Source organism: Klebsiella sp. AqSCr, from assembly GCF_008452795.1.
Lineage (GTDB): Bacteria > Pseudomonadota > Gammaproteobacteria > Enterobacterales > Enterobacteriaceae > Klebsiella > Klebsiella pneumoniae.
This window is the reverse complement of record NZ_MJDM01000045.1, coordinates 177,612-191,800: the sequence shown is the minus strand read 5'-3', so window position 1 is coordinate 191,800 and position 14,189 is coordinate 177,612. Positions and strand designations below refer to the sequence as shown.

The 14,189-nt window shown below is 57.2% G+C and carries 12 protein-coding genes, 3 pseudogenes and 1 riboswitch; of the genes and pseudogenes, 7 read left to right on the top strand and 8 right to left on the bottom strand.

The window, feature by feature from the left end:
- Positions 1–13 precede the first annotated feature (13 nt).
- Both BHE81_RS27640 and BHE81_RS27635 read right to left on the bottom strand, forming a co-directional pair.
- A complete protein-coding gene (locus BHE81_RS27640; protein WP_001549887.1) occupies positions 14–1,297 on the bottom strand; it encodes an arsenic transporter in 1,284 nt (427 codons plus the stop codon).
- Positions 1,298–1,392: 95 nt separating this feature from the next.
- Positions 1,393–1,746 carry a metalloregulator ArsR/SmtB family transcription factor gene (locus tag BHE81_RS27635; protein ID WP_001549886.1) on the bottom strand — a complete coding sequence of 118 codons (354 nt, stop codon included), beginning with the start codon at positions 1,744–1,746 and terminating at the stop codon, positions 1,393–1,395.
- 483 nt (positions 1,747–2,229) lie between these two features.
- Here BHE81_RS27635 and BHE81_RS27630 point away from each other — a divergent pair, with 483 nt between their 5' ends.
- Both BHE81_RS27630 and BHE81_RS27625 read left to right on the top strand, forming a co-directional pair.
- A complete protein-coding gene (locus BHE81_RS27630; protein ID WP_001549885.1) occupies positions 2,230–3,708 on the top strand; it encodes a SulP family inorganic anion transporter in 1,479 nt (492 codons plus the stop codon).
- Positions 3,709–3,726: 18 nt separating this feature from the next.
- Positions 3,727–4,554 carry a universal stress protein gene (locus BHE81_RS27625; protein ID WP_004118529.1) on the top strand — a complete coding sequence of 276 codons (828 nt, stop codon included), beginning with the start codon at positions 3,727–3,729 and terminating at the stop codon, positions 4,552–4,554.
- Positions 4,555–4,625: 71 nt separating this feature from the next.
- Here the strand turns inward: BHE81_RS27625 and BHE81_RS27620 are convergent, their stop codons facing one another.
- Complete coding sequence (locus BHE81_RS27620; RefSeq protein WP_001549953.1) at positions 4,626–5,822, bottom strand: MFS transporter; 1,197 nt, start codon at positions 5,820–5,822, stop codon at positions 4,626–4,628.
- Positions 5,823–6,202: 380 nt separating this feature from the next.
- Positions 6,203–6,273: riboswitch (Fluoride riboswitch) on the top strand.
- Positions 6,274–6,350: 77 nt separating this feature from the next.
- Here BHE81_RS27620 and crcB point away from each other — a divergent pair.
- Both crcB and nhaA read left to right on the top strand, forming a co-directional pair.
- Entirely contained in the window at positions 6,351–6,725 is a 375-nt protein-coding gene (gene crcB / locus BHE81_RS27615) for a fluoride efflux transporter CrcB (RefSeq protein WP_004118534.1), read from the top strand.
- A gap of 274 nt (positions 6,726–6,999) precedes the next feature.
- On the top strand, positions 7,000–8,148 hold the full coding sequence (nhaA, locus tag BHE81_RS27610) for a Na+/H+ antiporter NhaA (RefSeq protein WP_011977829.1): 1,149 nt from the start codon (positions 7,000–7,002) through the stop codon (positions 8,146–8,148).
- 353 nt (positions 8,149–8,501) lie between these two features.
- On the opposite strand, the gene BHE81_RS27605 is transcribed toward nhaA, so the two are convergent.
- From BHE81_RS27605 to BHE81_RS29085, 4 genes and pseudogenes are all read right to left on the bottom strand, one after another.
- Positions 8,502–8,834 carry a DMT family transporter gene (locus BHE81_RS27605; RefSeq protein ID WP_004118538.1) on the bottom strand — a complete coding sequence of 111 codons (333 nt, stop codon included), beginning with the start codon at positions 8,832–8,834 and terminating at the stop codon, positions 8,502–8,504.
- A 262-nt stretch (positions 8,835–9,096) separates the two neighbouring features.
- Complete coding sequence (locus BHE81_RS27600; RefSeq protein WP_001067855.1) at positions 9,097–9,801, bottom strand: IS6-like element IS26 family transposase; 705 nt, start codon at positions 9,799–9,801, stop codon at positions 9,097–9,099.
- Positions 9,802–10,674: 873 nt separating this feature from the next.
- Positions 10,675–10,962, bottom strand: a complete 288-nt coding sequence (locus BHE81_RS27590; RefSeq protein WP_009486461.1) for a thermonuclease family protein — start codon at positions 10,960–10,962, stop codon at positions 10,675–10,677.
- Positions 10,963–11,015: 53 nt separating this feature from the next.
- Positions 11,016–11,147: pseudogene (locus BHE81_RS29085) on the bottom strand (DNA polymerase V subunit UmuC); the annotation flags it as partial.
- Between the two features lie 107 nt (positions 11,148–11,254).
- Between BHE81_RS29085 and BHE81_RS27580 the strand changes: the two are divergent.
- From BHE81_RS27580 to BHE81_RS27570, 3 genes and pseudogenes are all read left to right on the top strand, one after another.
- Positions 11,255–11,691: pseudogene (locus BHE81_RS27580) on the top strand (IS66 family transposase); the annotation flags it as partial.
- Positions 11,692–11,880: 189 nt separating this feature from the next.
- A complete protein-coding gene (locus tag BHE81_RS27575; protein WP_001348195.1) occupies positions 11,881–12,255 on the top strand; it encodes a cupin domain-containing protein in 375 nt (124 codons plus the stop codon).
- A gap of 23 nt (positions 12,256–12,278) precedes the next feature.
- Positions 12,279–12,842, top strand: coding sequence for a chlorite dismutase family protein (locus BHE81_RS27570; RefSeq protein WP_001097412.1), 564 nt, complete (start codon positions 12,279–12,281; stop codon positions 12,840–12,842).
- 250 nt (positions 12,843–13,092) lie between these two features.
- On the opposite strand, the pseudogene tnpC reads toward BHE81_RS27570, so the two are convergent.
- A pseudogene (gene tnpC / locus BHE81_RS27565) lies at positions 13,093–14,181 on the bottom strand (IS66 family transposase); the annotation flags it as partial.
- Positions 14,182–14,189 lie beyond the last annotated feature (8 nt).

Here is a 14,189-nt window from a genome sequence, read left to right as displayed (position 1 = left end):
CCCGGGGTTAAAGTTAAACAGACAGGCGCAGGGCCAGCGCGGCCAGCGTGACAAAAAGCACCGGCAGGGTCATCACGATGCCCACGCGGAAGTAATAGCCCCAGCTGATGGTGATGTTTTTCTGTGCCAGCACGTGCAGCCACAGCAGGGTTGCGAGGCTGCCGATAGGGGTTATTTTCGGGCCGAGGTCACAGCCGATGACGTTGGCGTAAATCATCGCCTGCTTCACCACGCCCTGTGCGCTACTACCGTCAATCGACAACGCGCCAACCAGCACGGTGGGCATGTTGTTCATGACGGACGAGAGTGCCGCCGTCAGGAAGCCGGTGCCGAGCGTTGCGCCCCATACGCCGTGCTCTGCAAACCGGTTCAGGGCGGCGGAAAGGTAATCAGTCAGTCCGGCGTTACGCAGTCCGTATACCACCAGATACATGCCCAGCGAAAAGATAACGATCTGCCAGGGCGCGCCTTTCAGCACCCTGCCGGCGTCAATCACGTGTCCTTTGCGGGCAACCAGCCAGAGAATAAACGCCGCCACCGCCGCCACCAGGCTGACCGGCACGCCGAGCGGCTCCAGAGCAAAAAAGCCAACCAGCAGAAGAACCAAAACCACCCAGCCAGCCTTAAAGGTTCGTGCATCCCGGATGGCTTCCCGCGGTGCCTTCAGCTTCGCCAGGTCATAGGTGACCGGGATGTCCCTGCGGAAAAAGAGATGAAGCATCACCAGCGTGGCCGCAATGGAGGCAATGTTCACCGGCACCATGACGGATGCGTACTCGCTGAAGCCCAGCGTAAAGAAGTCAGCCGTTACGATGTTCACCAGGTTCGATACGATGAGCGGCAGGCTGGAGGTGTCAGCGATAAAGCCCGCTGCCATCACAAACGCCAGCGTGGAGCCGGGAGTGAATCCCAGCGCCAGCAGCATGGCAATAACGATCGGCGTCAGAATTAGCGCGGCTCCGTCATTGGCAAACAGCGCCGCCACTGCGGCACCCAGCAGAACGATATACGTGAACAGCAGCCGGCCCCTGCCGCCTCCCCAGCGGGAAACGTGCAGCGCGGCCCACTCAAAAAAGCCGGACTCATCGAGCAGCAGGCTGATAATGATGACCGCAATGAACGTGCCCGTGGCGTTCCAGACAATCTGCCAGACCACCGGAATATCACCGATGTGCACCACGCCGGTCAGCAGCGCCAGCGCCGCACCGATGACGGCACTCCAGCCAATGCTCAGCCCCTTCGGCTGCCAGATGACCAGTACCAGCGTCAGGATGAAAATCGCACCTGCCAGAAACATACCCGCTCCTATTGAATACAAATGCCTGTTAAACCGGACTGATAAATTTTCGATGCGTAATATATTCGATAATCCAGATATATACCGGTAAATTTTTAAATACAGACAGGCTTGCCGTTGGTGGTGGCGTTATCGCGTTCAGCCTGCCGGCTGAGCTGGCGGATATCATCCCGCTGGCAGAGATAAGCCTGTTCGATAACCGCCGCTGCCCACGCCGGCATATGAGGCGACAGACGATAGTGGATCCATTTTCCGTCCCGCCGGTCGGTAAGCAGCCCGTTTTCTCTCAGCAGAGCCAGATGCCGTGAGATTTTGGGCTGAGTTTCTTTCAGCACGGACGTAAGTTCACAGACGCAGAGCTCCCCTTTTTCGCGTAGCAGCAGCACGAGGCTGAGTCGGGTTTCGTCGGAAAGGCTTTTAAAAAGCTGCAGGGGGGACACGGGTGGCATGGTGACTCCTTATTGTGACTGACCTGAGTGTACCTGTGAAACTTTCTCCGTCAAATTTATATTCACTTAATCATATGTATGTGCGAACGCCGGACGAGCCTGAGCATGCAGAAGGACTTTCCGTCCGGATGCGCCTGACCGGCATTCCATGAACAGCGTTTTTGCCCTGCGCGTTGACCCCGTTAACAATTCGTGTAGAGTAAAAAGCGCTTTTTGCCGTGGTTCATCTGCCCGGCGGGCATTTGTGGCCGGTACTGAACGTCTGTTCATCCGGTCTTTCTGATTACCCGCGCTGCTCTGTCAGCCGTGAAGGAGTGATAAACACCACCATGCGTCTTACGCCACCCTGAGTCGTACCCCTCCTCTGTCGCACTGAATAAACTTCGGCGCGCACTCAAAAACATCCCGTCTGCGGATGTGCTTTTTCGTACGTAAAATTTTTGCCCTCACGGGCTGACCGTAATCAAAAACTGAGAAATGACTATGCTGCTGTCCTCGACGCGTAAGGACTGGCTGGGTAACGTCCGTGGTGACGTCCTTGCCGGTATTGTGGTCGCGCTCGCGCTTATTCCCGAAGCGATCGCCTTTTCCATCATCGCCGGAGTCGACCCGCAGGTCGGGCTCTACTCTGCGTTCTGTATTCCCCTGGTTATGGCCTTCCTCGGCGGCCGTCCGGCAATGATATCGTCCGCCACCGGTGCGATGGCGCTGCTGCTGATCACGCTTGTAAAAGACCACGGCCTGCAGTATCTGCTGGCGGCCTCGGCGCTGACCGGCGTACTGCAGCTGGCGGCCGGCTACCTGAAGCTGGGCAGCCTGATGCGCTACGTCTCCCGCTCGGTGGTCACCGGTTTCGTGAACGCGCTGGCCATCCTGATATTTATGGCGCAGCTGCCGGAGCTGACCAACGTCACCTGGCACGTTTATGCCCTGACCGCTGCGGGCCTGGGCATCATTTATCTCTTCCCGTATCTGAACAAAACCATTCCCTCGCCGCTGGTCTGCATCATCGTGCTGACCGCCATTTCCATGTGGCTGCACCTGGACGTGCGCACCGTGGGTGACATGGGCAAACTGCCGGACAGCCTGCCGGTGTTTCTGATCCCGGATATCCCGCTTAACCTCGACACGCTGATGATTATTCTGCCGTACTCGGCAGGACTTGCCGTGGTGGGGCTGCTGGAGTCGATGATGACCGCCACCATCGTGGACGACATGACCGACACGCCGAGCGATAAAAACCGCGAGTGCAAGGCGCAGGGCGTGGCCAACATCTGCACCTCCTTTATCGGCGGCATGGCGGGCTGCGCGATGATTGGCCAGTCGGTGATCAACGTCAAATCGGGCGGGCGCGGGCGGCTTTCCACGCTCACCGCCGGCGTGGTGCTGCTGCTGATGGTGGTGTTCCTGCGCGACTGGGTGTCCCGGATACCCATGGCGGCTCTGGTGGCGGTGATGATCATGGTCTCCATCGGCACCTTCTCCTGGCGCTCCATCAGCAACCTGCGCAGCCATCCGCTGTCAACCAGCGTGGTGATGCTGGCCACCGTGGTGGTGGTGGTGGCGACCGATAACCTGGCGTTTGGCGTGCTCACCGGCGTGCTGATTGCCTCGCTGAACTTCGCCACCAAGGTCGCCCGCTTTATGGCGGTCTCCTCTGAGCTGAAGGACGACACCCGCACCTATACCGTAGCCGGCCAGGTATTCTTTGCCTCATCCGATCGCTTTATGAGCCACTTCGACTTCCGTGAAGCGGTGGAGCGCGTGGTGATTGACGTAACGCACGCCCACTTCTGGGATATCACCTCCGTGAGCGCGCTGGACCGGGTGGTTATCAAGTTCCGTCGCGAAGGCACGGAAGTGGAGATCAAGGGTATGAATGACGCGACCCGCACCCTCGTTGACCGCTTCGGAGTGCATGACAAGCCTGAAGAAGTGGAAAAGCTGATGGGTGGCCATTAATTTACTGGAGAAAGCATCATGAATAACACCGTTATTGCCTGCGTTGACGGCTCGCCGTCAACCCGGCCGGTCTGTGAGTATGCTGCCTGGGCAGCCGGTAAACTTGGCGCGCCGCTGGCGCTGCTGCACGTGCTCGAAAAGAGTGAGACTCCCGCCGTGTCTGACCTGACCGGGAGCATTGGTATTGACAGCCGGGAGCAGCTGACCGAAGCGCTGGTCCGCGTCGAGGGTGAGCGCAGCCGGCTGCTGATGGCGCAGGGCAAGGCCGTGCTGGCCGGCTGTGCGGAGCTCCTGAAGCAGACCGGACAGCCGGACGCACAGCTGCTGCAAAAGCACGGCGCACTGGACGAAATCCTGGCGGAGCTGGGCGAAGTCCGGCTGATGGTGCTGGGGCGCCGCGGGACGCAGAATCAGGTAGGCAGCCATCTGGAAAGCGTCATTCGCCTGCAGAAAAACCCGGTGCTGATTGTGCCGGAGACGTTTACGCCGCCGGCGCGGGTGATGTTTGCGTACGACGGCAGCAGTGAGAGCCGTAAAAACCTGACGCGCCTGACGGTCAGCCCGCTGCTGCACGGCCTGAGCTGTCATATCGTGATGGTCAACGGTGACATGTCAGCCCTGCAGGATGCGCAGGCTGTTCTTCAGGAAGCCGGTATCACGACCGAGACACGCCTGCTGGAAGACGAGTCCGTAACCGGGGCGCTGTGCCGCTACGCGGACGCCCATGATATCGACCTCACGGTAATGGGGGCCTGCGGGCACTCCCGGTTACGGCGATTCTTTATTGGCAGCCACACCACGGAAATGCTGTCTGAAAGCCGTCAGCCCCTGCTGATGCTGCGATGAAACAGGCGGGCCTGATATCAGGCCCGCCTTCACAGGGGAAAGAGGATGACGGGTATGAAGGTAAAGGCGCGTTATTGCGGCGCATCCGTCCTGATACCGGTGGCCAGCAGGCTGGCGCCAAGAATGTAGACCAGGCAGAACAGGGCCTGAAGATGCAGGGTGACATGGTTATCTATCAGCACGCCCATGATTACCGGGGATGCCCCGCTGGCAATCACCGTCCCTGCCTCAACCGCCGAGCGCACCCTGGCCAGCTGCGCCGGACCAAACAGCTGTACCCAGAGCGCGGTGGCAAGCGTTGAGGCAATGGCCGACGATACGCCGGTCATAATCAGGTAAAAAGGCGTCACCCACTGACCGTTGCTGAGCCATAGCGCCAGCATGGCCAGGGCCTGTGGCATCAGAAACCACGGCAGCAGCCTGCGTGGTGAGAGCCGGTCAATCAGCGGGCCAAACGACAGCAGCGATACCGCCTGGGTAATGGCATAGGCAATAAACCATACCGCCACCCACGACAGCTCCCAGCCTTTCTCCTGTGCCAGCCTCGCCTGGTGGAAGAAGAAGCCGGTGGTGATAAAGGGGGAGGCCAGCACGACAGGCAGCGCCAGCAGCAGGTTGCGGTTTCGCCATACCGGCGCCTCTTTTTCTTTCTCCTCACCCCGCTTTCTGAACGTACGCAGCGGCTTCTCTTTCCCGCGGGGCAAAAACATCAGCGCGACCCCCACGCCGGCAACAAGCATTCCGGCATTGATGCCCCAGGCAGCGCGCCATCCCGTCAGCGCGCTTATCTGCACCGCAATCACAGGAAAAACGGCCTGCGCCAGCGAGAGCCCCAGCGCGATGGCGCCGAGCGCCTTGCCTGCATCAAGGGGGAACTGGCGCGCCGTTGCGGTCAGCGCAGTATGCACCATCAGTCCCTGGCCGCCGAGGCGCAGAAAGTAAAACCCGATGCACAGCATCCACGCCGCCTGTGCGCCGGAAACCAGCAGGCAGGCCGTGAGCAGCAAAAGGGTGACCGCCAGCGTGAAGCGGCGGGTCGTGGTGTAGTCAATCAGCCGTCCGGCCCAGGTCAGCGTGATGGCGCTCATCACCGTTCCGATTGCGTACAGGCCGCCCAGTCCGCCGTCGGTGAGCCCAAAGGCCTCACGAAAATCCTGCCCGTAAAGTGAGACAAAATAGGTCTGTCCAAAGCTGGACATGGCCATCAGCATCGCACCGAACGTAAGGTGAGAGGCGTGATGAAACATAAACCGAAAAAGCTGACGCATGAATATCCCTGAAGGCGGGCTGCAGCCCGCCGATTAATCACGACGTGTCCGTACCGGCTGCTGCGGACACGGCGCCTGCGTCCCTGAAGCAGGTACACGCGGGTTCACCGTGAAAGGTGGCAGTCCCGTAACGGATATGAGAGAACGGTACCCGGCGCGGACTGGCTGTCGCGGCAGGCTCTCTGATAAAGGACGGGCGAAGAGAAACTCAGGGTGGCGTAATGTGCATGACTCACAGTCAGATATAAAATGCTGCCGAAACGATAATTTTTAATGCTCTTCAGGTCAAGCCTGAAAACGGGCTCCTCATGCCCGCCGCAGGGGGAGTCGCACAAAAACAGTGGATAGCCGCTTGATTAACGCCCGTGACCGGGCCAGAATTGCGGCGAGGTGATGGCGTTCCACCTTACCCAACCGCTTCCCCTGAGAAGCTGATGACGCCTGATATTACTCCCCTTTAACCGGGAGTATGTCAGGCCGCCCCGTATCATCAGCCTGCATACTCCCTCTGACACAGAGGTAAACCCCGTGAAATCTTATCTGGCCATTATCATTGGTGGATCCGCTGGCTGCCTGATCCGCTGGCTGCTTGGCGCACGCCTGAACAGCCTGTTTCCTGACCTGCCACCGGGCACGCTGGTAGTGAACCTTGCGGGCGGATTTATCATTGGTGCGTCGCTGGCCTGGTTCATGCGCCATCCTGACCTGGATCCGGCCTGGCGATTACTTGTTATCACCGGGCTGTGCGGTGGGCTGACCACGTTTTCCACGTTTTCCCTGGAAATATTCTCACAGCTGCAGTCCGGTAATTATTTCTGGGCGTTTACTTCACTGCTGGTACACGTAACCGGCTCCATTCTGATGACTGCCCTGGGTTTTTTTGTCGTCACATGGCTGCTGTGAGCGTGTGGCTGATGACGGATAAAAATGCCCCTGCCTGCGGCAGCTTTACAGGGCTTTACCTCTTCCGCCTGAAGCGGGCCGGACGTTATGATAAAATTAACGTCACGCTAATTCGTTAATTTATCAGCAATTAATTATCGTATTTTTTATATCTTCAGCGTAGCTCAGCCGGCTTATCCTCTGATAACCAGCGGTTGTATATCAGGGGAAGGCCTGTTTTTTTTGAATAAAGGGAGGGAGTGTGTCAGAAATCCCAGACAGAAATAAAAAGAGGATGTCAGAAGTGCCATCTGCATTTTTCAGCTCGCCCGCAGCCGGCGGCATCGTGCTCATCATCGCCTCAGCAGCCGCTATCATCGTGGCTAACTCTCCGCTCAGGGAGGGATATGAGGTATTCCTGAAATACAACGCCGCCGGCCTCTCCGTTGAGCACTGGATAAACGACGCCCTGATGGCCGTGTTCTTCATGATGGTCGGCCTGGAAATCAAGCGCGAGCTTCTCACCGGTCAGCTTGCCACCTGGGGCCAGCGCGCGCTGCCGGGATTTGCCGCGCTGGGCGGGATGGCCGTGCCTGCGGCCATTTACGTATGGTTTAATGCGGGCAGCGATGAAACCCTCGCTGGCTGGGCAATTCCTGCCGCCACGGACATTGCCTTTGCGCTCGGGGTACTGGCACTGCTGGGCAGTCGCGTACCTGCCTCGCTGAAAATTTTCCTGTCGGCGCTGGCTATTCTGGACGACATGGGCGCAGTGGCTATTATTGCGCTCTTCTATACCAGTAATATTTCGTTTCTGATGCTGGCCGGTGCGGCGGTCACGGTTGCTCTGCTGTTTATCATGAACCGTGCCGGGATTACCCGGCTGTTTCCCTATCTGCTGGCGGGGGGCGTGCTGTGGTTTTTCATGCTTCAGTCCGGGGTGCACGCCACCATCGCGGGTATCCTGCTGGCGCTCTTTATCCCGCTGCGGGTAACCGATCCGGATAAACAATCCCCTCTTGCCCGGCTGGAGCACGGCATCAATCCGTGGGTGACGTTTCTGATACTGCCGCTGTTTGGCTTCGCAAATGCGGGGGTCGCGCTCTCCGGTATGACGGCTGATGACCTGATGTCGCCGGTACCGGTCGGCGTTGCGCTGGGCCTGTTTGTTGGCAAGCAGGCGGGCATTTTCGGCCTGTCGCTGCTGGCCGTCAGCCTGGGCCTGGCAAAACGGCCTGAAAAAAGTACCTGGCTGCAGGTTTACGGCGTATCGGTCCTGTGCGGAATAGGGTTTACCATGAGCCTGTTTATCGGCAACCTGGCGTTTGCAGAAAGCCCCCTGTTGGTGGACGAGGTCAAGGTGGGGGTACTTGCCGGCTCTGTACTGGCAGCACTGGCGGGTATGCTGATACTGCGCTTTTCTCCTTCGCATCCTTCCCGGTAACGCATTCGGGTCCGGAAAATCCCCGTGATGACGGGGATTTTTATTTCCCTGCAAACTTATTAATCAACAGGGCCACCTTCATTACCGTCGGCATTTATTCAGGTGCTTATCATCACACTGGTGCCCGCATTTATAGTTTGCCGAAAAAATTCGCACCGTTAATCATGCAGGTACAAACAAAAAGCAGTCTTTTTGTCAATCATGGCAACTTTTCCTGGCCGCCCCCGGTTATGTCGGTTCTCTCGCCTGTTATTAATGTAGCGGGTAATGTCCCATTTCAAAAAGGGGAAAGGGAGAGGCATGCTGATGTCTAAAATCAGAATGCCCCCGGAGTTCTGTTTATGGATGAGAACCTACAGCTGCTTGTGTCCTGCCAGAATTTTCAGGCCAATGATACCCGCCAGAATCAGTCCGAAACAGGCAATGCGTAACAGGCCCTTATCTTCATTTAAGTAAATTATTCCGTACGCTGCTGTCCCTAAAGCACCAATCCCGACCCAGACCGCATAAGCGGTTCCTACAGGAATAGTCCGTGTTGCCAGGGACAAAAAGTACATGCTCACACCGATAAATGTCAGGCAAAAAATACTGGGGTAGATCCGGGTAAATCCCTCAGTCCGGAGCATTGACGCGGCATAAAAGACTTCGGCTATGCCGGCAATCACCAGATACATCCATCCATTCATAAAACTCCTTTAACGGCTCATCAAAACCAGCAATATTGTGGGCAATGTTAACTCTGTTTTTAAGCAGGGGATCATCAGCATCAACCGCGAAACCCTTTCCGGCACAGGAAAAAATCGCTGCCTGCGTCGGGTTAACTGCCTGGGCCCAGTTTTTTTAACCTGAAATAGGTGGCCCTGGATATGCCGGTTTTCTCCATCACCAGTTTAATGGGCACTGTTGCAAAGTTAGCGATGAGGCAGCCTTTTGTCTTATTCAAAGGCCTTACATTTCAAAAACTCTGCTTACCAGGCGCATTTCGCCCAGGGGATCACCATAATAAAATGCTGAGGCCTGGCCTTTGCGTAGTGCACGCATCACCTCAATACCTTTGATGGTGGCGTAAGCCGTCTTCATGGATTTAAATCCCAGCGTGGCGCCGATTATCCGTTTCAGTTTGCCATGATCGCATTCAATCACGTTGTTCCGGTACTTAATCTGTCGGTGTTCAACGTCAGACGGGCACCGGCCTTCGCGTTTGAGCAGAGCAAGCGCGCGACCATAGGCGGGCGCTTTATCCGTGTTGATGAATCGCGGGATCTGCCACTTCTTCACGTTGTTGAGGATTTTACCCAGAAACCGGTATGCAGCTTTGCTGTTACGACGGGAGGAGAGATAAAAATCGACAGTGCGGCCCCGGCTGTCGACGGCCCGGTACAGATACGCCCAGCGGCCATTGACCTTCACGTAGGTTTCATCCATGTGCCACGGGCAAAGATCGGAAGGGTTACGCCAGTACCAGCGCAGCCGTTTTTCCATTTCAGGCGCATAACGCTGAACCCAGCGGTAAATCGTGGAGTGATCGACATTCACTCCGCGTTCAGCCAGCATCTCCTGCAGCTCACGGTAACTGATGCCGTATTTGCAGTACCAGCGTACGGCCCACAGAATGATGTCACGCTGAAAATGCCGGCCTTTGAATGGGTTCATGTGCAGCTCCATCAGCAAAAGGGGATGATAAGTTTATCACCACCGACTATTTGCAACAGTGCCACAGAAAATTACCTGAACTGCGTCAACTCGGAGTCTGGCCGCGTGCGCGTGGAAGCAAAGCGGGCGAGCGAAGAATACGGGCGAGTGCTGCGGCGCTATCCGCTGAAACCCGGCGAGACGGTCGAGCGTCCGCAACGCGGGGAAGTCGTCAGCAGCTCCGGGGTTCTCCCCCCACTGGACCCAGGCGAATACTAAGCGCGGCGGTGTGTAATAGACGGAGCGCGAGGCGACTACTGGTCAGGGTTTGCGCAAGGCGGGTGTGTAATAGACGGGAGGGGATCGATCCGGCGATCCAGCCTGTGGATAGTCCGTCTATTACCCACCCGGTTCCGTCGTTTACCCACCCAACCCCGTCTATTACCCACCGGAAACCGTCTATTACCCACCGAGGGGTTCTATAAGCAACTGATAATGAAGGTAAATTTTGCCTTCTGATTCCCTAAAACTCTTTAAAACAAAAAAAAAATATATAAAACGTGTAGCCCTGGGGAAAACAGCCCGTGGAATTATGGACAATCCGGCAAGCCGGATACCTGCCTAACCGCTTCGCGGTTCCCCATTGACAGGCCAGGGACAACCGCGAGCGGTTGCCCCCACCCTGCCAACAGGTCGGCAGTTGCCCACAATACCACCGGCTCAAGCAACAGGATTTTTTTATATTTTTGTTTTTAAAAGAAAAAAGCGGCCGTGCTCTAGTGGCATGGCCGCGTTACGTGGTCCTATCAGGGGCTTGTGGCTCTTGCGCCTCCTCGGATCGACACAAGTGCCGATCACTGCGGCGGGGCGCTCCTGGCTCAAGCTGAAAAGCGATCAGTATCCGCACCAGTGGCGACGGCGTTCCCTCCACGCATTCGGGCCGGGCCTCCACTCAACGGCTAACCCCTCGGCCATGAGGGTTTGCCCCACGTCCCGCCCGTCGATCAGCAGGTGAACAAGGCGGCGGTCGTACTTGTCGGCTTGGCCGGAATCGACAACCTCGATGCGCTGAGCGTTGGCAACCAGTTCGCGGAGGCGTGCGGTTGCCTCGCGGCCCTTCGTCAGCTCGGCGTCGCACCTGGGCTTGTAGGTTTCCGGGGTGTCAATCGACAGCAGGCGCAAGCGTTGACCGTTGTATCGTAACCGTCCGGTGATTCCACCTTGAGCCAAATCGCCTGCCGACCAAAAGGCTCGAAGCTTACCACCCGGTCGATTCCGGTCAGATCCAGAAACGCCTCGTCGATGGAGTAGACATCCACTCTCGATGCCAGAGCTTCCAGGGTCGTCATCACCCGCCGGCTTATATCGCCATTTGTGTGGAATAGAGAATCAATTGGAACGGGGGCTTTGCTCGCCCCCCCTTGAACTTCTCATACCCAACCTGTTTGGCTATAGCTACTGAGGAGATCGCGGTGGCCCACCAAATCTTCCGGTCATCCTGTTCAATTACACCGCTAGCCGTACCCAGGAGGTGCCGCAGCGCCTCCTGGAGGCAGAAAGGCGTCGAGCGTATAGGTTGCTGGGCATGCGCGGCGCAAGTTCATCAGAAAACTCAATCCAAGGGCAAGATCGGCCGAGCGGAGATGGCACTGACTCTTATCAACAAGCTCTACGGCATCGAGCGCGACATGGAAGAGGCGGGCGATGCCCAGCGATACCAGACGCGCCAGTCGCAAAGCCAGGCTTTCCTGGAGCAACTGAAAGCTAGGCTGGACAAAACCCCTCCCCAGGTCACGTCGTCAAAGTGCCTTGGGCAAGCAATCAATTGCCTTGCGAGCAACTGGTTAAAGCTGATCCGCTACATCGAAAGGGGGACACCTGCCCATCGACAACAACCCTGCCGAGCGGGCGAGCCACCTTCTCATGTACATATGACCAAAGCGTCGCCCGTCTCCTCCCGTTATGTCATGCCTACCCACGACGGAGTATTGACGGTCTCTGTGCGCCAGAGCATAGTTTTCCCGAAGGGCGCTTAGGTACATATCTTCATGTGCTGTCCAGGCGCAGTTGCGTTTAGAGTACGTGTCCAATCAGTTTTAAATGGGTGTGAACATGAGAGCAGAAACTGAATCGCGGATTTTTTCGGTGGATGAATATGTTCGTCCGTCTAACGGCGAACCGATTCGTTCGGTTGTTCTGGAAACCAATGACTCTGTCGTCGTTGTTTGGCACGCCCACCCTGGGCAGGAAATAGCTTCCCATGTACATCCTCACGGCCAAGATACTTGGACGGTTATCTCAGGTGAAGCCGAATATCATCAAGGTAACGGCATAGTCACTCATCTTAAAGCTGGAGATATTGCGATCGCAAAACCTGGGCAGGTACATGGTGCAATGAACTCTGGCCCCGAACCTTTTATATTTGTTTCAGTGGTTGCGCCGGGCAATGCCGGTTTTGCGTTGGCTGAGAAATAGGCGAAAGGCCTGAGAGGAAACTGATGAATACACGATTATTTACGTTCGCTGGTGGAGAAACGGGTGTTTGGCGCGTTGTTCGGATGGATGCCGTGGCGGGAGCCCCTCTCCCTGGAATCCCCCGGCTCGACGTAGCCGCTGGCTCTGTTTCGCCGCAGCCTTTGGGCACCAAATGGCTTCTTCGCGGGATAACGAGTAACGAGCGTTATGTCGTGCGTGAAGAGAAGGATCGTCTCGTGGCGAAGCAGCCAAGTTTGGGTCGAGCAGAGGCCACCTGTGCCGCCCTGATCCCTATCCGGAAAAACCCCTCATGGTGGGGACTGGCTCAAGACGAACGCCGGAAGATTTTTGAGGAGCAGTCCCGTCACATTCACATTGGGCTCCAATATCTCCCTGCTGTGGCCCGTCGTCTCCACCATTGTCGGGACCTGGGCGAGAGCGAACCCTTCGACTTCTTGACGTGGTTCGAATATTCCCCGTCTGATGAGCCGGGCTTTAACAGGCTTTTGGCCGAACTCCGGGCCTCGGTGGAGTGGAAGTATGTCGACAGAGAAATCGACATCCGGCTAGTGCATGAGCCGGCCTAGTATCAGGTTTAACTGCGATCTCCGTGCGGCATACACCTGCGACACCCGCAGCCCAGCAAAGCCCGGAAAATCTAGTGTGTCTAATAACTTAGGAGTAACACGACACGTATGCCTAGCGAGCCACCAGTCGCTTGGGAAATTTTCTACTTATGGCCTCCTCTTTCTCTCATCGATCTCCCAGGGCATATCCTGCCGTCTAGAGTTGGCACCTTGTCCAGCTTTCGAAGAAGGCTCTCCATACACGTCCGGCCTACACCTTGTTAGGTATGGCCGGTTTCCAGTTGTGGGGCAATAGCTCGTCGATGGCGTTGTTCTTCTGTGTCGGCAGGCGAGTCAGCACATCCTTCAGGTAGGCATAGGGATCATGCCGATTCAGCTTCGCTGACTGTATTAGGGTCATGACCGCAGCCGCACGTTGACCACTGCGCAGTGAACCCGCAAACAGCCAATTGCTGCGCCCCAGCGCCCAGGGTCGGATCTGGTTTTCCACCCAGTTGTTGTCGATGGGCACAGCGCCATCGTCCAGGTAGCGCGTCAGCGCTTCCCAACGTTTGAGGCTGTAATCCAGGGCTTTGGCCGTGCCGGAGCCATCCGGCACTTTCTGGCGATGGGCCAGCATCCACTGATGCAGCGCATCGGCAAGGGGTTTGGCTTTGGTTTGCCGGATTTCCCGCCGCATATCCGGTGGCAGATCTTTGGTTTCCCGCTCGATCTCGTAGAGTCCACCGATGTATTCCAAGGCCTTGGCCGCCAATTCGCTCTTGTTGGCCTCGTGCAGGTCATAGAACTTGCGCCGGGCGTGGGCCATACAGCCGATTTCGGTAATGCCGTTGCCGAACCCGGCCTTGTAGCCAGCGTAATCATCACAGACCAGCTTGCCCCGCCAGTCACCCAGGAAGGTTCGGGCGTGTTCGCCTGCACGGCTGGGTGCGAAGTCGTAAATAGCTGCCTTCAGGTCGGCAAACGGTGTGGTGCAGTAGGCCCAGACGTAGGCCTTGTGGGTTTTCTTCTTGCCCGGGGCCAGCATGCTGACCGGGGTTTCATCGGCATGCAGAACACTGTGTTCCAGCAGAGTATTTCTCAACGCATCCACCAGCGGCTGCAACTGCACACCACAGGCACCCACCCATTCGGCCAGGGTGGAGCGCGGGATTTCCAGGCCGGCACGGCCGAACATGCGTTCCTGACGGTACAGCGGCAGATGGTCGGCATACTTGGCCACCAGCACCTGGGCCAGCAGGCCAGCGGTGGGGATGCCTTTGTCGATCACCTGCGGTGGCACCGGTGCCTGGATCAACGTCTCGCAGCTGTCGCAGGCCCATTTGCCCCGGCACTGTTGCAAAGTTA